Annotated in this window: 17 protein-coding genes; 10 read left to right on the top strand and 7 right to left on the bottom strand. The window is 69.7% G+C overall.

What is annotated here, in order from left to right:
* Positions 1–27: 27 nt before the first annotated feature.
* The 3 genes from ACIOD2_RS36695 to ACIOD2_RS36685 are packed head-to-tail and all read right to left on the bottom strand — an operon-like array spanning position 28 to position 1,940.
* The gene (locus tag ACIOD2_RS36695) at positions 28–1,056 is read right to left on the bottom strand and encodes a hypothetical protein (RefSeq protein ID WP_400549027.1); all 1,029 of its coding nucleotides are present in this window, start codon (positions 1,054–1,056) and stop codon (positions 28–30) included.
* Entirely contained in the window at positions 1,049–1,387 is a 339-nt protein-coding gene (locus tag ACIOD2_RS36690) for a hypothetical protein (RefSeq protein WP_400549024.1), read from the bottom strand. Before ACIOD2_RS36690 ends, ACIOD2_RS36695 begins: the two co-directional genes overlap by 8 nt.
* 25 nt (positions 1,388–1,412) lie before the next feature.
* Positions 1,413–1,940 (bottom strand): YbaB/EbfC family nucleoid-associated protein, encoded by a 528-nt coding sequence (locus ACIOD2_RS36685; RefSeq protein ID WP_400549021.1) that lies wholly within the window; start codon positions 1,938–1,940, stop codon positions 1,413–1,415.
* A gap of 199 nt (positions 1,941–2,139) precedes the next feature.
* On the opposite strand from ACIOD2_RS36685, the gene ACIOD2_RS36680 reads away from it, so the two are divergent.
* The 6 genes from ACIOD2_RS36680 to ACIOD2_RS36655 all read left to right on the top strand — a co-directional run bounded on the left by ACIOD2_RS36680 (position 2,140) and on the right by ACIOD2_RS36655 (position 6,605).
* A complete protein-coding gene (locus tag ACIOD2_RS36680; protein ID WP_400549018.1) occupies positions 2,140–3,546 on the top strand; it encodes a hypothetical protein in 1,407 nt (468 codons plus the stop codon).
* Positions 3,543–4,295 carry an ESX secretion-associated protein EspG gene (locus ACIOD2_RS36675; RefSeq protein WP_400549015.1) on the top strand — a complete coding sequence of 251 codons (753 nt, stop codon included), beginning with the start codon at positions 3,543–3,545 and terminating at the stop codon, positions 4,293–4,295. The genes ACIOD2_RS36680 and ACIOD2_RS36675 overlap by 4 nt, the downstream gene beginning before the upstream one ends.
* Before the next feature lie 95 nt (positions 4,296–4,390).
* A complete protein-coding gene (locus ACIOD2_RS36670) occupies positions 4,391–4,702 on the top strand; it encodes a hypothetical protein (protein WP_400549013.1) in 312 nt (103 codons plus the stop codon).
* A complete protein-coding gene (locus tag ACIOD2_RS36665; RefSeq protein ID WP_400549011.1) occupies positions 4,699–5,313 on the top strand; it encodes a DUF3558 domain-containing protein in 615 nt (204 codons plus the stop codon). Before ACIOD2_RS36670 ends, ACIOD2_RS36665 begins: the two co-directional genes overlap by 4 nt.
* Positions 5,314–5,462: 149 nt before the next feature.
* Complete coding sequence (locus ACIOD2_RS36660) at positions 5,463–5,819, top strand: DUF3558 family protein (protein WP_400549009.1); 357 nt, start codon at positions 5,463–5,465, stop codon at positions 5,817–5,819.
* A 48-nt stretch (positions 5,820–5,867) separates the two neighbouring features.
* The gene (locus ACIOD2_RS36655) at positions 5,868–6,605 is read left to right on the top strand and encodes a TetR/AcrR family transcriptional regulator (protein ID WP_323325199.1); all 738 of its coding nucleotides are present in this window, start codon (positions 5,868–5,870) and stop codon (positions 6,603–6,605) included.
* On the opposite strand, the gene ACIOD2_RS36650 is transcribed toward ACIOD2_RS36655, so the two are convergent.
* From ACIOD2_RS36650 to ACIOD2_RS36640, 3 genes are all read right to left on the bottom strand, one after another.
* Positions 6,602–7,348, bottom strand: coding sequence for a 3-oxoacyl-ACP reductase family protein (locus ACIOD2_RS36650; RefSeq protein ID WP_400549005.1), 747 nt, complete (start codon positions 7,346–7,348; stop codon positions 6,602–6,604). The genes ACIOD2_RS36655 and ACIOD2_RS36650 overlap by 4 nt on opposite strands.
* A gap of 90 nt (positions 7,349–7,438) precedes the next feature.
* A complete protein-coding gene (gene leuS / locus ACIOD2_RS36645; RefSeq protein ID WP_400549002.1) occupies positions 7,439–10,279 on the bottom strand; it encodes a leucine--tRNA ligase in 2,841 nt (946 codons plus the stop codon).
* Between the two features lie 155 nt (positions 10,280–10,434).
* Positions 10,435–11,595 (bottom strand): esterase-like activity of phytase family protein, encoded by a 1,161-nt coding sequence (locus ACIOD2_RS36640; RefSeq protein ID WP_400548999.1) that lies wholly within the window; start codon positions 11,593–11,595, stop codon positions 10,435–10,437.
* 65 nt (positions 11,596–11,660) lie between these two features.
* Here ACIOD2_RS36640 and ACIOD2_RS36635 point away from each other — a divergent pair, with 65 nt between their 5' ends.
* Entirely contained in the window at positions 11,661–12,074 is a 414-nt protein-coding gene (locus ACIOD2_RS36635; protein ID WP_323325205.1) for an SdpI family protein, read from the top strand.
* A gap of 12 nt (positions 12,075–12,086) precedes the next feature.
* On the opposite strand, the gene ACIOD2_RS36630 is transcribed toward ACIOD2_RS36635, so the two are convergent.
* Positions 12,087–12,668, bottom strand: a complete 582-nt coding sequence (locus ACIOD2_RS36630; protein WP_323325207.1) for a YqgE/AlgH family protein — start codon at positions 12,666–12,668, stop codon at positions 12,087–12,089.
* 203 nt (positions 12,669–12,871) lie between these two features.
* Here ACIOD2_RS36630 and ACIOD2_RS36625 point away from each other — a divergent pair, with 203 nt between their 5' ends.
* The 3 genes from ACIOD2_RS36625 (at position 12,872) to ACIOD2_RS36615 (ending at position 15,154) form a co-directional block, all read left to right on the top strand.
* Complete coding sequence (locus ACIOD2_RS36625) at positions 12,872–14,164, top strand: MFS transporter (protein ID WP_400548995.1); 1,293 nt, start codon at positions 12,872–12,874, stop codon at positions 14,162–14,164.
* 142 nt (positions 14,165–14,306) lie between these two features.
* Complete coding sequence (locus tag ACIOD2_RS36620; protein ID WP_400548992.1) at positions 14,307–14,831, top strand: YbaB/EbfC family nucleoid-associated protein; 525 nt, start codon at positions 14,307–14,309, stop codon at positions 14,829–14,831.
* Positions 14,831–15,154, top strand: coding sequence for a WXG100 family type VII secretion target (locus tag ACIOD2_RS36615; RefSeq protein WP_323325213.1), 324 nt, complete (start codon positions 14,831–14,833; stop codon positions 15,152–15,154). The genes ACIOD2_RS36620 and ACIOD2_RS36615 overlap by 1 nt, the downstream gene beginning before the upstream one ends.
* Positions 15,155–17,716: the final 2,562 nt, after the last annotated feature.

Here is a 17,716-nt window from a genome sequence, read left to right as displayed (position 1 = left end):
TTCACTTCGACGTCATCGGCATGGGGGCTAGATCGACCCGGAAATCCGCTGAGCGCCCGGCTGCCCGGAAAACGGCCGGCCGTCATCCGCGGTGACCGGGCCGGAACGAGGCACCTGGCCGACCGGATAGGTCGAGTGGTCTTCCGGGACGATCGACGTCGCGTCACGGTCGTGCTGCGACTCTCCGGCGGACTGACCAGGTCCGGTGGCGAGTTGCTCGAACGCCTTCATGCCGGTTTCCCGCGCTGCCGCTTTCGCGAAGCCCTCGAACATTTCCTTACCCGCGGTCCCGACGGCGGAGACCACCCTGCGGAAGAAGTCGCCGAGCGCGCCGAGGAACTCCTTCGCCCGAGAAAAGGCACGCGCGAGCCGGCTGCACTCCTCGACCATCTTCCCGCCCTGCTTCACCGCGAAGGGCAGGCCTTCCGCGGCCAGCGCGGCGGGATACCCGGGTGGCGGGTAGCGGAGCAGGATCATGACGATCTTCGCGAGCGTGTCGGTGATGAGGTCACGGATCAACGTGCGGACCACGTCGAGGATCGTTTTGCAGATCCCGATGACCTGCGCCACCTTTGTCGCCGCGTCCGAAAGGGCCGCATACGCGTCCAGCTGCTGCTGTACGTAAACACGGTACTGATCGGCGACCTTGCCCTTCCAGTCGAGGCAGTTCTTCCGCACCTCGGCGGTCAGTTCTTCGGCGGTCTTCTGGACGTGCTTGCCGATCGTCTCCCATTTCTTACCCTCGAGATCCATGGCGTCCTGGTCACCGGTGACCCAGTCGAGCGGCTCCTTCAGGAAGTCGACGTGCTCGATCAGCCAGCCGAAACCCCAGCTCATCAGCGTTTCGAGGGGGTTCCCGTCCTTGACGAGGTCCATGGCGCCGAGGCCGGCGTTCGCCAGGCTGAACAGGCCTTCGGTCCAGTCGCCGTGCAGGATCTTCTCGAAGCCGCCGTAGTAGTCCTGCAGGGCTCCTGCGCCCTCGAGAAAGCTGTCGACGCCGTACTTCTCGGAATCCGTCTCGCCCTTGGCTTCCGTCATGAGCGGGTTTTCAGCCATGGCCGACCTCCGATGCCCGGTTCACCAGCGCCGACGCCGATTCTTCGTCCACCCGGCGAGCCTTCGCCCAGGCCTGCACCGCTTGGACGTGGTAGTCGGCTCCGGCGACCACCGACTCGAGCGTGTCCGTCGCCTGCCCCGCCAGATGACCGCACCAGGTACTGAGCTGACACACCTGGCCGATCAGTCCGAACGCATCCGGGCTGATCGGGTCGTCACGCGTGAGTGCCAAGGCCTGTTTGAGGACGTCGAACGTCGCTTCCATCTGCTTGGCGTGTGCGTCGATCGCGTCGGGGTTCTCGTCGAACCCGGGGCCTGATTGTCCGGCCACGTTCACCCTCCCCTGTTCCGGTGGCTCAGCGCAGGTAGTCGCCATCGCCGAAGTAGTCGTCGTCCGTGCCGCCGTTCGCCGGCGGACGGGCCGCGCGAGGGGCGGCCTTCGGGCTCTCCGGCTTCGGAGGTTCTTCCTCAGCGACGAAGCGGGAACCGTCGTCGGCGCGAGCCCCGTAGCCACCACCGCCTTCGACAAAACCGTCGGGCTCCGATTCCGGATATTCGCGGTGCAACTGGCCGACCAGCTCGTTCATCGTGTCGGTCCCCGCGATGGACGGCACACCGGACTCGACCGCGGCCGCGAGCCTGCTCTGTGCGACCTGCACGGTCCGGAGGATTTCGGCGGCCAGATCGGGCTTGTCGCGGACCGCGTGGCCGATCTCGAGGCCGACGAGGTTGCCGAGGTGGTTGACCTTGACGGCGATCTGGCCGTCCTTGCTGCGCTCGGCGACCGACACGGTCTCCATCTCGGCGCGCATCCGATCAGCCTTCTGCTGCGCCTCCGCCATCTTGGCCTCGAAGGTCGCGAAAAGCTGCTCAGGGTTCGTCACGCGAACCTCCCCGTTCACGTCAGTAGCCGTACGGCGACCGAGTGTGGCATACGGCACCGACAGTCGCGGGGAGTTCTGCTCTTTGTGACGAACACCGCCGTGGATCCCCTACCAGGTCGTTTCGCCCCACCAGGTGTAACCGGTGCGCTATTGTGCGTAACGCAAGAGGGGAGATCGAACGCGAGGGGAGCGCAGTTCGGTGGGGTTGTTCGGCGACATGCTCGACGCTGCCAAGCACGTCGGGTCGGAGATCGCGCACACCGTCGAGTCGGGGGCCGATGGACTCGGCAAGGTCCTGAACGGCGCCGGTATCGGCATGCTCGCGGGCGGTCCGCTCGGCGCGATCGCGGGCGGCTACATCGCGTCACAAACGGGCACTGGAGCGAACAACCCACAGGCCTCGGGGTTGTCGCCGGGCCAGCTGGTGCAGGCCGTGCTGACCGGGCCGGGCACCGGCTCGCTGCAGGAAGTGCACAAGGCGGGCGTCGACCAGTCGACGTACCAGCGGCAACTGGAGCAGGGAACGCGCGAGCTGACGTCCGGGCTCGAGTCGGCGTGGACCGGCGGCGCTTCGGACGCGGCCCGGGCGCGGCTCCAGCCGCTGACCGCGTCGGCGACCTCGGCGTCGGCGACCCTGGACCGCAACTCGACGCTGTCCCAGACGCAGATCGACCAGTTCCACCAGATGAAGAACTCGCTGCACCCGGACGTCACCGACCAGCCGCCGACCCGCAGCGCCTGGGACGTCGCGACGCCGTGGGACACCGACACCGAAGACCAGATCAACCAGTACAACCAGAAGGCGCAGGAGAACGTCGAGCGGTACACGGCGTACTCGCAGCAGTCCAGCACGAACACCGCGGGCCGGACGATCGACTACGGCCAGCTCGGCGAGTACGACGGCGGCGACTTCGAGGTGAAGGACCCGGTCGAGCCGCCGGAGAAGAAGGAACGCTCCCAGGGTCGCAGCGACCACTCGGTCGACGCGCAGGTGCAGCCACCGCCGGCGGTCCATCCGCCGGTCGTGCAACCGCCGCCCCCGGGTCACGTCACGCCTCCCGGCCAGGTCACGCCACCGCCGGGCTCGCACACGCAGGTCCCGGGTGTGGACGACAGCGTCCGGGCGCAGGGTTACGTCCCGCCGTCGTCGACGCAGTTCCCGCCGGGCTACCAGCCGCCCGGCAGCTCGCCTTATTCGCCGGGGAACGGGTTCGGCCCTGGCGGCGGATTCGGTCCCGGCGGCGGATTCGGCCCGGGTGGCGGCTTCGGTCCTGGTGGCAGCGGCGGCTTCGGTCCGGGCTCGGGGTCGTCCGGGTCCTCTGGGTCCTCGTCGGGGGCGGGCAGCTCCACCGGCGCCCGCGGCCCCGGCGCGTCCACCGGAGCGGCCCTTCCCGGCGAAGGACGTCCGGGCGCGGCCGGCGGAATCCGCGGCGGCGCGGCGGGCAAACCGGGCTCGCCGGGGATGGGCGGCATGGGCCAGGGCGCCAAGGGCGGCAAGACCGAGGACGAAGAGCACCAGCGTGCGTCGTACCTGGTGGAGGCCGACCCGGAGAGCGTCTTCGGCGGGTCCGACGAGAGGACCGTGCCGCCGGTGATCGGGCTGTGACGGTGCTCTACCTGCCCAAGTCCGCGCTGCTCACGGCCTGGGAGTGGGAGCGGCACGGCCCGCCCCCGGCGGTCCTCGGCGCGGACAACCTCTGGCTCGGCGACGAGACCCGCAAGCGGCTCGACGAGAAGGTGCTGGACGTCCTCGCGTCCCTCCGGCTCGCCGCCGGCGGGACGTTGACACGCGACTTCCGCGACGTCCTGCGCGTCCTGGCGCGCGGTCCGCGGCAGTTCACGGCGTGGCTGGGCGACATCGAGGCGGACGAGTCGGGCACGGTCCTGGTCTCGGCCGACGGCCCGGACGCGTACCGGCTGATCCGGAAGGACGACACGGTCCGGATCGACACCGTGGAGCCGTCAAGGCTCGCCGAATCCCTGGTGGACGTCCTGCCGCCGGTCCCGCCGGCCCGGATCGAGCGAGTGGCGATCCCGCAGGCGCGGTTCACGGGCCAGGCCCAGGAGGACTCGTACGACCAGACCGATCACACGGCCGACGACGGCGCCCGCGACCCGCTGCCGTGGGCCCGCCGCTTGATGGCGGCGAAACGAACGGGGCTGCACCAGTGCTACGCGGTCAACCGGGGAACGCGCAGCGCACCGATCACCGCGGTCGACGCGGTGGGATTCGGACGGGTGCTGACGTACGCGTTCCCAGGACGTGAACGGATGGTCAGCTTCCAGCCAGGCACCCGCGCCGCAATGACCGACGTGCTGTACGCGACGCTCAACGGAATGAGGGGAGTCCGATGACAGATCCAGGAGGCGCAATCTTCAGCGGCGTCGGCTTCTGGGCTACGGACATGCCCAGCGGGGGAGCGCCGCCGGCCGGTGGGCAGGGGTTCGCGATGAGCAGTGTCGAAATGCGGTCGGTGCTGAAGAACGCCGAAGATCTTCGCTTCACCATCGAAGCGCAACTCGGAACCGCCCACCTGCTGTCCCAGGCTGATCCACCTGCCCAGGAACCCGTCAGCGTCCAAGCCGTCACCGGCCAGAACGGGGTCAACGACACCGGGCGGTACTACGAAGGTCACCTGCACTACCAGCTGAACTACCTCTCCGAGCTGATCGGACGGTTGCGCCAAGCACTCGGAATCGTCGAAACCACTGATCAGCAAGCCGCCGAAGGCACGACCAAGACTTACGGGACTCTGGGATGAAGCACTGGAAAGCCGCCGCGGTCAGCTCGATCGCGGCCAGCGCCCTCTTGTTGGCCGGTTGCACGGGCAGCCCGAAAACTCCGGCACCGAACACATCAGCAGAACCGACCGCATCAGCGTCAGCCACCGAAAGTGACGTGCCGCAGGTTTCGAGCCCGTTGCCGGACAGTGCGCTCGACGGGAACCCCTGCGAAACGGCACTCACCTCGGAGCAGATCGGCACCTTCCTCGGGCAGGCCAGCGCGGGTTCATCCAGCGACAACCAGCTCGGACCCACCTGTCACTGGGGTAACGCAGCCGGGTCAGGAGCAGGCATCACAGTCGCCTACCAGACGAAGTCCGATCAAGGACTGGCTCTGGCCTACCACAACGTGCAGCCCAAAGCCGCGCGATGGAAGGTCCTCGATCCGATCCAGGACCACCCCGCCATCGCGTATTCCGACTTCGACGACAAGCGAGTCGGAGTGATCGTTGTCGGCGTCACCGACAAACTCGCGTACTCGGTCTCGTTGACGTTGGGCGACAAGGCCGTCAGCGAGGGCAAGGACTCATTCGACCTCGGGCCGCAGGTCGCCGATGCAGTGATGACCAATCTCAAGGCTCGAGCCTGAGTCCGCGGTGATGCGCAACCGGTCGGCTTCCAGCGTCTAGACCGAGGTAGGCGCGATCTTCAGCGGCGTCGGCTTCTGGGCTACGGACATGCCCAGCAGCAGATTCGACCAAGACGATCAAGGGGTCGCTCGAGTGAGCAGCGCGGAGCGTGCTGGGACCCTCGTGCGACTGGGCCAGCACCTCCGGAAGCGCCGCCGGCATTCTTGTCGGCTATGAGACCAAGGCCAGGCAAGGACTCAGTCTCACCTACAAGAACGAAAAGCCGAAGGCTTCTCGCTGGGTCGATGACCTGGAGGCGGTTCAGGGCTATCCAGCAGTCGGTTATGTGGACGTGGGGACAACCGACAACCGAACTTGCGTTGTCGTTGTCGGTGTCGCGGATGACCTCGCCTATTCGGTCTCGTTGAGTCTGGGTGACTCGGCGGCTCAGGCGGGAAAGGACGCCTGCACGCTCGGGCGAGGTGTGGCGGACACCGTGCTGACCAACCTCAAGGCTCGGGCCTGAGCCCGCGTTAATGCGAGACTTGTCGCAGTAAGCGCCTAGACTGTTCGGATGAGCCACCCCACGCGGAGGGGTCGCGCGCGTGCGGCTACCGAACTGGACATCCGGCGGACCGCCCGGAAGCTCCTGGTCGAGCAGGGGCCCGAGGCGGTCACACTGCGTGCGATCGCGCGGGAGCTGGGGATCACCGCGCCCGCGTTGTATCGGTACTACGAGTCTCGGGACGACCTGGTCGAGAACCTGCGGCTGGACGTCTGCGCGGACCTGGCCGACGAGCTGGCCGAGGACATCGCCGGGCTGCCCGATGACGGGATGTTGCAGCTGTTCGCCATCTGCAAGGGCTTCCGGCGGTGGGCGCTGACCCACACGAAGGAGTTCACGCTCGTCTTCGCGTCACCTACCGGTGGGGTCGGGTCCGCGGCCGGCAGTGCGTTGAGCCGGGTCGACGAGCCGTTCGGGCGGATCTTCCTGGCCGCCGCCGGGCGGGTGCTGGCGATGCACGACCTGGTCACGCCGCCCAGCAGCGGGGTGCCGGACGAGCTGCGTGACGACCTCATGACCTTCCAGCAGTCGCTGGCCGACGTGCTTTCCGAATCCGGGCAGAACATTCCGGCGGAGCGGCTCGACCTCGGCGTGACGTACCTGATGATCCAGTTCTGGGCCCGGCTCTACGGGCACGTCACGCTCGAGGTCTTCGGCAACTACCCGATCCCGATGTCCAAGCCGGACGTCCTGTTCGAGGCCATGCTGATCGACCTCGCGCGGGAGATCGGGCTCGACCGCAGCTAGGCCGCGTGGCCGCCGTCGACCGAGAGGGTCGACGCCGTGACGTACGCGCTGGCCGGGTCCGCGAAGTAGGCCACCGCCGAAGCCACCTCGGACGCCGTTCCGTAGCGGTCGAACGCCGTCAGGGCGCGCTGGTCCGCCGCGTACGGGCCGTCGGCCGGGTTCATGTCGGTGTCCGTCGGGCCCGGGTGGACCAGGTTGACCGTGATGCCGCGCGGGCCGAGCTCGCGCGCCAACGCCTTGGTCAGGCCGGTCATCGCCGCCTTGCTGGTCGCGTACAGGACCATGCCCGGGCCGGGGACGCGGTCCGTCACGCAGCTGCCGATCGTGATCACGCGGCCGCCTTCGCCGAGGTGGCCGGCCGCCGCTTGGGTCACCGCGAGCACGCCGCGGACGTTCACCGCCAGCACGCGGTCGACGTCCGCCAAGGACGTTTCGGCCAACGCGCCGACGAAGCCGACGCCTGCGTTGTTCACCAGGACGTCGAGCCGGCCGAACTCGGCGACCGTCGCCGAAACGGCCGCCGAAACCGCATCGACGTCCGCCGAGTCCGCTCGGATCGCCAGGGCGCGGCGGCCGAGGGCCTTGATCTTGCCGACCACCTCGGCCGCCTGCCCGGCGTTGTGCTGGTACGTCAACGCGACGTCCGCGCCGTCCTCGGCGAGCCGCAGTGCCGTGGCCGCGCCGATGCCGCGGCTGCCGCCGGTCACCAGCGCCACCTTGCCCGTAAGGCCATCGAGGGTCATCCCCAGGTCTCCTTCGATCGAACGGATTTCCTTGACCGTTCAATCAAATCGGGGATGGCCGTCGACCACCGGCGGCTTTCCGACAGCGCGCTACAGGACGATGTTGACCAGCTTGCCCGGCACCACGATCACCTTGCGCGGGGTGCCGCCGCCGACCAGGGCCGCGACCTTCTCGTCCGCCAGCGCCGCGGCCTGGACCGCGTCCGGCTTGGCGTCCGCCGGGACCGTGACGCGGGAGCGGACCTTGCCGTTGACCTGGATCGGGTACTCGACCGAGTCCTCGACCAGGTACTTCTCGTCCACCACCGGGAACGGGCCCTGCACCAGCGAATCCGCGTGACCCAGGCGCCGCCACAGCTCCTCCGCCATGTGCGGGGCCAGCGGCGCCAGCATCAGCACCAGCGGCTCGGCCAGCTCACGCGGCGTCGACGCGGTCGCGCCGTACGTCTTCGTCACGTGGTTGTTCAGCTCGATCAGCTTCGCGCCCGCCGTGTTGAAGCGCATCTCCGCGTAGTCGTCGCGAACGCCGGCCACGGTGCGGTGCAACACCTTGCGGTCCGCCTCCGAAGCGTCCTCAGTGGACACTCGCAGCTCGCCGGTGGTCTCGTCGACGATCAGGCGCCACAGCCGCTGCAGGAAGCGGTGCGAGCCCACGACGTCCTTGGTCGCCCACGGGCGCGACATGGCCAGCGGGCCCATCGACATCTCGTAGAACCGGAACGTGTCGGCGCCGTAGTTCTCGGCCATCTCGTCCGGCGTGACGACGTTCTTCAGGCTCTTGCCCATCTTGCCGTACTCCTGGCGGACTTCCTCGCCCTCGAAGAAGTGCTTGCCGTCGCGCTCCTCGACCTGCTCGGCCGGGACGTACACCTCGCGGGCGTCCGTGTACGCGTACGCCTCGATGTAGCCCTGGTTGAACAGCTTCCGGTACGGCTCCTTGGACGTCACGTGGCCCAGGTCGAACAGCACCTTGTGCCAGAACCGCGAGTACAGCAGGTGCAGCACCGCGTGCTCGACACCGCCCACGTACAGGTCGACGCCGCCGGTGTCGTCCGCGCCGTGCTCGGCGGCGCGCGGGCCCATCCAGTACGCCTCGTTCTCCGGCGCGCAGAACGTGTCCGCGTTCGTCGGGTCGACGTACCGCAGCTGGTACCAGCACGAACCCGCCCAGTTCGGCATCGTGTTGATGTCGCGGCGGTAGGTCTTCGGGCCGTCGCCCAGGTCCAGCTCGACCTCGATCCACTCGGTCGCGCGGGCCAGCGGCGACGACGGCGTCGAGTCGCGGTCCTCCGGGTCGAACGTCACCGGCGAGTAGTCGGCGACCTCGGGCAGCTCGATCGGCAGCATCGACTCCGGAACGGCGTGCACGCCACCGTCCTCGTCGTAGACGACCGGGAACGGCTCGCCCCAGTAACGCTGCCGCGAGAACAGCCAGTCGCGCAGCTTGAACTGGACGGTGCCGACGCCGGTGCCGTCCTCGGCCAGCCGCTCGATGATCGTCTTCTTGGCCTCGGCGACGTCCATGCCGTCCAGGAAGCCGGAGTTGATCGCCGGGCCGTCACCGGTGTACGCCTTGCCGTCGAAGCCTTCGGACGGCTGCACGGTCCGGATGATCTCCAGCCCGAACTTCTCGGCGAACTCCCAGTCGCGGACGTCCTGGCCGGGCACGGCCATGATCGCGCCGGTGCCGTAGCCCATCAGCACGTAGTCGGCGACGAAGATCGGGATCTGCTTGCCGTTGACCGGGTTCGTCGCGTACGCGCCGGTGAAGACGCCGGTCTTCTCCTTGTTCTCCTGCCGGTCCAGCTCGGACTTGCGGGACGCCGCGACGCGGTACTCCTTGATGGCCTCGGCCGGACTCGCGGCATCGCCGGTCCAGCGCTTGTCGACGCCCTCGGGCCACGCGGCCGCGGCCAGCTCGTCGACCAGCGGGTGCTCCGGCGCCAGCACCATGTAGGTGGCGCCGAACAGCGTGTCCGGGCGGGTCGTGAAGACCTCGATCGCGTCTTCGCCGGTCTTGAACGTGACGCGGGCGCCGTGCGAGCGGCCGATCCAGTTCCGCTGCATGGACTTGACCTTCTCCGGCCAGTCCAGCAGGTCCAGGTCGTCGACCAGGCGATCGGCGTACGCGGTGATCCGCATCATCCACTGGCGCAGGTTGCGGCGGAACACCGGGAAGTTGCCGCGCTCGCTGCGGCCGTCGGCGGTGACCTCCTCGTTCGACAGCACCGTGCCCAGGCCCGGGCACCAGTTGACCGGCGCCTCGGAGATGTAGACCAGGCGCTGACCGTCGATGACCGTCTTGCGCTCGGCGGCGCTCAGCGACGCCCAGTCCTGGCCGCCGGGCACCGGGCGGGAGCCGTCGGCGAAGGCGGCCTCCAGCTCGGCGATCGGGCGCGCCTTGCCCGCTTCGGTGTCGTACCAGGAGTTGAAGATCTGCAGGAAGATCCACTGCGTCCAGCGGTAGTACTCGGGGTCGATCGTGGAGATGCGACGGCGTTCGTCGTGGCCCAGGCCCAGGCGCCGGATCTGGCGCAGGTAGGTCCGGATGTTCTCCTCGGTCGTCTTGCGCGGGTGCTGCCCGGTCTGGACCGCGTACTGCTCGGCCGGCAGGCCGAACGCGTCGAAGCCCATCGTGTGCAGCACGTTGCGCCCGATCATCCGGTGGAAGCGGGCGAAGACGTCGGTGCTGATGAAGCCCAGCGGGTGCCCGACGTGCAGGCCGGAGCCGGACGGGTACGGGAACATGTCCTGGACGAACAGCTTGTCGCTGGGAACCGGCTGTCCCTCGACCGCGAGCGGCCCGACCGGGTTGGGCGCGTGGAACGTGCCCTGGTCGGCCCAGAAGTCCTGCCAGCGCCGCTCGATCTGGCCGGCCAGCGCGGCCGTGTAGCGGTGCGCCGGGACGTCGGTCCCTGTCGCCTCAGTCATCGCCGTCATCCTTCGTCGCGAGGTGCTCCAGAAACAACTCGACCCCTCAGCCGCGAGGGCATGAGGGGTCGCCGCGCCGGCCGGGCCGGGCCCGGTCAGCGCGGCAGGCTAAGGAGCAGCCGAGCCGTGTTCACAGGTTCATCGTAACTTGCTGGTCAAAGCCGTTCGGAGGGGACCGCCACTGCGGCGAACTGCGTGACCTGGGTGGCCGCGAAGTTGTTGTCGCTGACGATCACCAGGCTGCGCTCGCCGCCCGGCAGCTTCGGGCCCCACGTCATGCCTTCGAGGTTGTCCACAGTGGACAGTCCGAGGTCGGCCGCGTCGAAGAGCAGGCGCTTCTTGACCGGCTTGACGTTCTTGGCGTCGGCCAGGGACTTGACGTTCAGGATGTTCGTCGCGCCCTTCGTGTCGATTTCGTAGACGCGCACCTTGTTGCCGACGCCTGTGACGAACGAGCGTTCCATCATCAGGTACTTGGTCGGGTCGGCCTGGTCGACGGCCAGCATCGAGGAGACGCCGGTCGTCGCGAACGCGCCATCCGGCACCGGTGACGCGAAGATCGGCTCCTGCGGGTAGGCGTACTGCGCGAGGACCGGGCCGTAGCGGCCCTGCAGCGTGATGCGGGAGACGCCGCCGGTGGTGCGCGTCGACTCCGGGCCGTCCTGCAGGAGCGGGCCCTCGTCCTCACTGGCGATCAGCGCGCCGAACCCGGCGAAGGTGAGGCCTTCGAGGACCAGGTTCTGCCGCGGGCCGGCCGTCGGCGTCATCTTCTCGTTCGCGGGGATCGGCAGGTCGCGGACGTACTCGCCGTCGCGGCGCGCCTCGCGGATCGACGGGTCGATCAGCGTCGTCGCGGTGCGCTCGCCCTCCTGCGACCAGTAGTAGTCGCCGGTCCACGGGTCGACGCGCAGCTCTTCGGGGTCGATCGTCTGCTCGTTCTGCGGCTTCGCCGGGTCGTTCTGCGTGAGCGGCGGGTACGGCGTGCCGTCGGGACGCAGGAACGGCTTCGTGCCGGTGAAGGTGACGTCGCCGACGCCCTTCGCCGTCACCGGGAACGTCGCGGTGTAGAACCGGGCGGGGTTGATCGCCGACCGGTCGTCGCAGATCAGGGCGTAACCGCCGGTCCGCGGGTCGTAGTCGATGCTGGAGAGGCCGCCGACGATCGTCCCCTGGTACGGCAGGGAGTTCGGGACGATCTTTTCGCCGAGCAGCCGGATCGGACGCTGGTGACTCTCGGTGGCGCCGGCCGGCGCGGCGGCGGCCAGACCCCCGATCAGAGTAAGAGCCAGCACTGTGGGCAGTACGCGGTGTGACATGGCCTGTAGCACAGTCGACCAGGGTATCCAGCAGGTTGCCGGAACGTCACGCTTATCCTTGACCCGTGTTCGCTATCGCGCTGGTTCCGATCCTGCTCGGTGTCGTCGTCGGCTGGGGTGGTGTCCTCGGCGTCCGCGAAAGGCTGACGCGCGAAGGCGGCACCGGCGTGCGGACGCAAGCCGCACTGCGCAGCGAAGAAGCGTTCAAGCTGGCCAACCGCGTCGCCGGGCTGCCGACGGCGGCCGGCGGGGCGATCGCGATCCTCTCCGGGCTGGCCGGACTCGCGATGCCGTCGACCGGTGGCCTGGTCGCCGCCGCGCTCGGTGGTGTCGTCGCGATGTTCGTGCTGGTCGCGGGCGGTGGTGTGCTCGGCAACCGGGCCGCGCTGACCGTCCCCGCGCCGGCTCCGGCCGCGCCCGCCGGCTGCAGCGGCTGCGCGTGCGGCGAGGGCGGCTGCGGCGTCTTCAAGAAGGCTTGATCTTTTGACGAGCTAGTTGCGCTGGAGGTCACCCGGATGGGTGGCCAGCAGCGCGATCGGGACGCCCTGGCGGCGCAGCACCTGGCTCCAGAGGTCACCACTCGGCGAGGCCAGGATGTCGCTCGGCAGGGCGGGCACGATCACCCAGTCGTCCCGCTCGATCTCGCCGGCCAGCTGGCCGGAGTCCCAGCCCGCGTACCCGGCGAACACGCGCACGCCGCGGACCTTCGGCACCAGGATCTCGGGGTCGGTGTCCAGGTCGACCAGCGCGACCGGCCCGCGGACGGCGATCACACCCGGCACGCTCGCCGCGGTCTCGCCGGTGCGCAGCGCGGCCAGGCACAGGGCCGTCTTCTTCTCCACCGGCCCGCCGACGAACACCGCCTGCGGCTCCGCGACGTGCCCGCCCCAGTTCGGCAGCACGTCGTGCACGGCCACGTCACTCGGACGGTTCAGGACGACGCCGAGCGTGCCCTCGTCGCGGTGATCGATGACGAACACGACGGTCCGCTTGAAGTTGGGGTCGACCATCGTGGGGGCGGCGACCAGGAGCGTTCCCGGTTCAACCTCGGCGTCCGCTGGCACGCGACCCATGATCCCACCCTTGGCCCGGCGAATTACTTCGGCTCGGGAACAATCGCCCCACCCGCCCCGTTTGAAACAGTGGTCGGCGCACTCCGTGTCCCCCGGGCTCACTGAAGAACCGCCTTTGTGGAATACCGTCCGGCTGGAGCCACACTGCGCATAGCCGCCGAGAGGCGACCTTAGTGCGTCGGCCACCCTCTACCCTTGGCTTCGTGACGATCAGCGCCGACGTGGCCACCGGCCGAAGAGGCCCTCGGGAGCTTCTCAAGGACCCGGCCTTCCGGCGTCTGCTCTTCACCCGCTTCGCCGCCAGCTGGGGTGACGGGGTCTTCCGCGCCGGTCTCGCCGGCGCTGTGCTCTTCAACCCCGAACGCGGCGCCGATCCGCTGGCCATCGCGGGCGGCTTCGCGGCGCTGCTGCTGCCGTACTCGGTCGTCGGGCCCTTCGCGGGTGCCCTGCTCGACCGCTGGGACCGGCGCAAGGTCCTGATCTTCGCGAACCTCCTGCGCGGCCTGGCGATCCTCGCGTCGGCCGCTGCCGTCGGGTTCGGTTTCGGCGGGATCGGCCTGTTTTCGCTGGCACTGGCCGCGGAAGGGATCTCGCGCTTCATCGGCTCCGGGCTCTCGGCGTCGCTGCCGCACGTCGTCGAAGAACAGAGCGTCGTGACGGCGAACGCGTTCGCCACCACCATCGGCTCGGTCATCGCCGTGATCGGCGGCGGCTGCGCGATCGGGCTGCGTGCCCTCTTCGGCAGCGACGACGTCGGTTCGGCGTACACGACGGCGTTCGCGGTGCTCGGCACCCTCGTCGCGGCGTTCATCGCCCGCGGGTTCGCGCGTGGGGTGCTCGGGCCGTCCGTCGTCGACGAGCCGACGAACCCGTTCCTCGCGGTCGCCCGCGGCCTCGCCGACGGCGCGAAGCACGCGTGGCGCGCGCCGAGCGTCACCGCCGGGTTCATCGCGCTGTTCGCGCACCGGGCGTCGTTCGGCGTCTCGCTGCTGGTCACCGTGCTGCTGATGCGCAACTACTTCACCGACCACGGCCTGCTGCGCGCCGGCCTGCCCGGGCTGGGGCAGATGGCGGCGCTGGCCGGGGCCGGGCTGCTCATCGCCGGCCTGCTGACGGCGCGGCTGATCCGCCGCGCCGGACGAGTGCGCGCGGTGCTCGGCGCGCTGGTCGTCGCGGCGATCGCGCAGTCTGCGCTCGGGCTGCCGATGGTGCTGCCGTGCGCGCTGCTCGCGTCGTTCTTCATCACCGGCGCGGGCCAGGTGCTGAAGCTCTGCGTCGATTCGTCGATCCAGCTCGACGTCGCCGACGAGGCACGCGGTCGCGTCTTCGCGCTCTACGACACGCTCTTCAACATCACCCAGGTGGCGGCGGTATCACTGGGCGCGCTGATCATCCCGGACGACGGCCGTTCGCCGGGCTTGCTGATCGCCGCAACCGTTTGCTACCTGGTCGGCGGCGCGGGGTACCTGCTCGCCCGGCGCCGGACGGTTCGCTGACGCAAACGCCGAACCCGCTCCGGTGACTGCTCCATTGGCATTAGGGTGACGGCGAAGTCATCAGAAGGTTCGAGGGACACCGGGGGCACCTGTGACCACCGCGGGCGACGACCGTGCGCGTCTTGAAGCACGCAATGCCGCGATGAAGGACCAGATGGACACCCTCCTGGAGAACTTCGAGCGGCAGACGGCGCAGCTGCGTGACGCCCAGGCCGCGGCCGCCGAGACGACCGCCCAGGTCGCGTCGTCCGACGGCCTGGTCCGCGCGACCATCGACGCCGGCGGCAGCCTCGCGAAGCTCGAGTTCGCGCCCACGACGTTCGAGCGCACGACTCCCGCGCAGCTCGCGAACACCGTCGAGACGCTGGTGCGTCTGGGATCGTTGCAGGTCAAGCAGAAGATCGCAGACCTGATGGCGCCGATCACCGAAGGGCTGCCGGACCTCGCCGACCTGGTCGAGGGCGCGCCGTCGCTGGCCGGGCTGGTGCCGCCAATCCCGGAGTTCGTCGCGGAAGATCCCGAACCGCCGCGTCCCGAATCGTTCGAAGACTCCGGGCCGATCCTGCGTGACGACCAGCCGCCGGCGCCCGCGCCCAAGCGCGTCCGCCCGCCGCGGGCGGACGAGGACGAGGAGCCGCCGTCGTCCTGGATGACGAGGGGCGACTGATGCCGGACGGGGGTTCCGGGTTCACCGCGGAGCCGGACGCGGTGCTGAGTGCCTCGAAGGGCCTGGTCACGGCGGCCGACGGGCTCGACAACGCGCTGAAGGCGTTGCAGGGCGCGCTGTCCGCGCAGGGCGAGTGCTGGGGCGGCGACGACTCCGGCAAGGAGTTCGCGAAGGACTACGTGCCCGGCTCGCAGGGCGCCGTCGAAGGCTTCACCAACCTCGTGCAGGGGTTGCGCGGGATGCAGCAGAACGTCGACAAGTCGATGAAGGCCCTGTCGGGCGCCGACGAAGACGTGACCTCGCAGCTCGGCAAGGGGCAATGACCCGTGGGTATGGAGATGCCCGACGCGGTCAAGTGGCTGCTGCCCATCGTCGTCGGGGAGAGCTGGCCGGAGGGCGACGAGACCAAGCTGCGCGCGCTGCGGGACGCGTGGCACACGGCGTCTTCCGCGATCGGCCCGGCGTCGGACGCGGGCAACCAGGCGGCTTCCGGCATCCGCGACAACTGGACGGGTGACGGCGCCGACGCGTTCACCGAGCAGTGGAAGAAGTTCGTCGAGGGTGACGAGGCGTACTTCAAGCAGCTGGCCGACGCGACCAAGGCCCTGGGCGACTCGTGCGACCAGACGGCACTGGACGTCGAATACACGAAGTACATGATCATCATCTCGCTGATCGTGCTGGCCGCCCAGATCGCGGCGATGATCGCCGCCGCGGCGGTGACGTTCGGCGGCTCGACGGCGGGCATCGCGCCGGCCCAGGTCGCGACGCGGATGACCGTGCAGATGCTGTTCCGGCAGCTGCTCGAGAAGCTGGCGCAGCAGGGGTTCAAGCAGGTCGCGAAGGAGCTGCTGGAGAAGCTGCTCAAGCAGGGCCTCAAGAAGATCGGCATGGAGGTCCTGAAGAACGAGGCCATCAACCTCGGCATGGACGCCGGCATCCAGGGCCTGCAGATGGCCAAGGGCGACCGTCAGAGCTGGGACTGGTCCAAGACCAGCGATGCGGCGATCTCGGGCGCGGTCGGCGGCGTCGTCGGCGCCGGCAGTGGCGCGATCGGCCGCGGGGCGACCGAGGGGTTGTCGCACAGCGCGGGTGGGCAGATCGCCGATGCCGCGATGCGGGCCGGGACTCGGGGTGCGGTCGAGGGTGTCGCGCAGACGGTCGGTCAGGCCGCGGTGACCGGGGATCTCGGGTCGTTGACGCCGGAGCAGCTGCTGACGGGCGCCTCGAGCGGGGCGGTTGGTGGGGCTGTCGGGGGTGCCAAGGAGCAGATGCACTCGGTGCACGAGGCGAACATCCCGCGTTCGGATCCTGGCTCTGGTTCCTCGGAGCCGGGCGCGGGCTCCGGGGATGCTGGGGAATCCCGGGGTTCTGGTGGGGCCGGGGATTCGGAGTCCGGTTCTGGGGAGTCTCGCGGCTCTGGTGAGTCTGGCTCGGGCTCAGGTGGCTCCGGGGAGTCGCGCGGTGCCGGGGAGGCTGGCTCGGGCTCTAGCTCTGGTGAGTCCGACTCGGCCTCAGGTGGCTCCGGGGAGTCTGGTTCTGGCTCTGGTGGGGCCGGGGAGTCGCGCGGTGGGGATTCCGGTGAGTCACGGGGTGCCAACGAGTCCGCGGATGCGCGGCGGGGCTCCGAGGAGCCGAGTTCGTCATCGGAGCCAGAGTCGCGGGGTGAAGAGCCGGCTTCGCGGACGGAGTCGTCGTCGGACCCGGCGTCGAAGAGCGAGGCGTCACCCGAGCCTGAGTCACGGGGTGAGGAACCGCAGTCTCATCGCGAGCCGGAGTCGCGGAGTGAGATGTCGCCGGAAGCCACGTCTCAACGTCCGGAGCAGGCACCTGAGCGGCAGACCGTCGCTCAGCAGCAGCCCGAGACGCCACGAGTGGCGTCGGACGGTCCCGCTCCCCAGCAGCAGGCGACTGGCGGCGGAGTGCCGAGCTCGGCCGGAGGTTCGTCGAACGGCGGCTACGGCATGGCCCCGCCGGGATCCGGCGCCGAGCCGGGACGGCAGGGTGGTGGACGTCCGGCGGACAACGTCGGCGCGGCCGGGTTCGCCGGTGGCCCGAGCCAGCCGCTGGCTGCGGACTCGGGGCAGACGCCATCGCAGGGTGGGGCGCAGCAGCAAACGGCGCCCCCACCCGCGGGCGGATTCACACCACCCCCCGGCGGAATGCCGAACGGCGGCGCTCCAGGCGGCGGCGCAGGTAGTCCGAGTCCCCGCCCGGGCGGACCGACGCCGCAGTCGATGCCCCCGCGGGGTGGCCAGCCCGAGCAGCCGCGACGCGTGGCGCCGCAGGACCCGCGCCGAATGCCGCCCGGTGGGCAGTCTGGTCAGCCGCCGATGCCGCCGCGGGGTGGTCCGGCGCCACAGGCTGGGCAGCCACCCCACGGCAGGCAGGCCCCGCACGCTGGACAACCGCCTCACGGCGGGCAAGCACTACCCGGCGGACAACCGCCGCACGGGGGATCGCCCCCGCACGCTGGACAAGCGGCGGCGCAGGGTGGACCTCGGTCTGGACAGGCAGCTCAAGGTGGACCGCAGGCCGGGCAAGCGCCGCGCGGTGGACCCCAGCCTGGGCAACCAGGTCAAGGTGGACAGCCGCCGCGGACTGGGCAGCCGCTCAACGGTGGACAGGCTCCGCACGCCGCGCAGTCGTGGCGGGGTGAACAGGCGCCGCACAGTGGACAGAGACCTCAGGCCGGGCAGCTACCGCACAGTGGGCAGGCACCGCAGAGTGGGCGGCCGTTGCCGGGTGGGCAGGCGCCGCCGAACGGGGTGCCGTTGCAGGGTGGACGGCCTGCGCAACCGCCCCATGGTGGGCCGCCGAACATTCACCCGTCACAGGGTGGGCAGTCGCCCGCGAGTGGGCAGTCGCCCCAGAGCGGACAGCCG

Origin of the sequence: Amycolatopsis sp. NPDC088138 (assembly GCF_044741685.1) — a bacterium.
Taxonomy (GTDB): domain Bacteria; phylum Actinomycetota; class Actinomycetes; order Mycobacteriales; family Pseudonocardiaceae; genus Amycolatopsis.
This window is presented reverse-complemented; position numbering and strand designations above follow the sequence as displayed.

Excerpts from the sequence above, each read along its gene's own strand:
- ACIOD2_RS36695 (WP_400549027.1), bottom strand. The coding sequence starts at position 1,056 with ATGGCTGAAAACCCGCTCATGACGGAAGCCAAGGGCGAGACGGATTCC.
- ACIOD2_RS36670 (WP_400549013.1), top strand. The coding sequence starts at position 4,391 with ATGAGCAGTGTCGAAATGCGGTCGGTGCTGAAGAACGCCGAAGATCTT.
- ACIOD2_RS36665 (WP_400549011.1), top strand. The coding sequence starts at position 4,699 with ATGAAGCACTGGAAAGCCGCCGCGGTCAGCTCGATCGCGGCCAGCGCC.
- ACIOD2_RS36655 (WP_323325199.1), top strand. The coding sequence starts at position 5,868 with ATGAGCCACCCCACGCGGAGGGGTCGCGCGCGTGCGGCTACCGAACTG.
- ACIOD2_RS36650 (WP_400549005.1), bottom strand. The coding sequence starts at position 7,348 with ATGACCCTCGATGGCCTTACGGGCAAGGTGGCGCTGGTGACCGGCGGC.
- leuS (WP_400549002.1), bottom strand. The coding sequence starts at position 10,279 with ATGACTGAGGCGACAGGGACCGACGTCCCGGCGCACCGCTACACGGCC.
- ACIOD2_RS36640 (WP_400548999.1), bottom strand. The coding sequence starts at position 11,595 with ATGTCACACCGCGTACTGCCCACAGTGCTGGCTCTTACTCTGATCGGG.
- ACIOD2_RS36630 (WP_323325207.1), bottom strand. The coding sequence starts at position 12,668 with ATGGGTCGCGTGCCAGCGGACGCCGAGGTTGAACCGGGAACGCTCCTG.
- ACIOD2_RS36620 (WP_400548992.1), top strand. The coding sequence starts at position 14,307 with ATGAAGGACCAGATGGACACCCTCCTGGAGAACTTCGAGCGGCAGACG.
- ACIOD2_RS36615 (WP_323325213.1), top strand. The coding sequence starts at position 14,831 with ATGCCGGACGGGGGTTCCGGGTTCACCGCGGAGCCGGACGCGGTGCTG.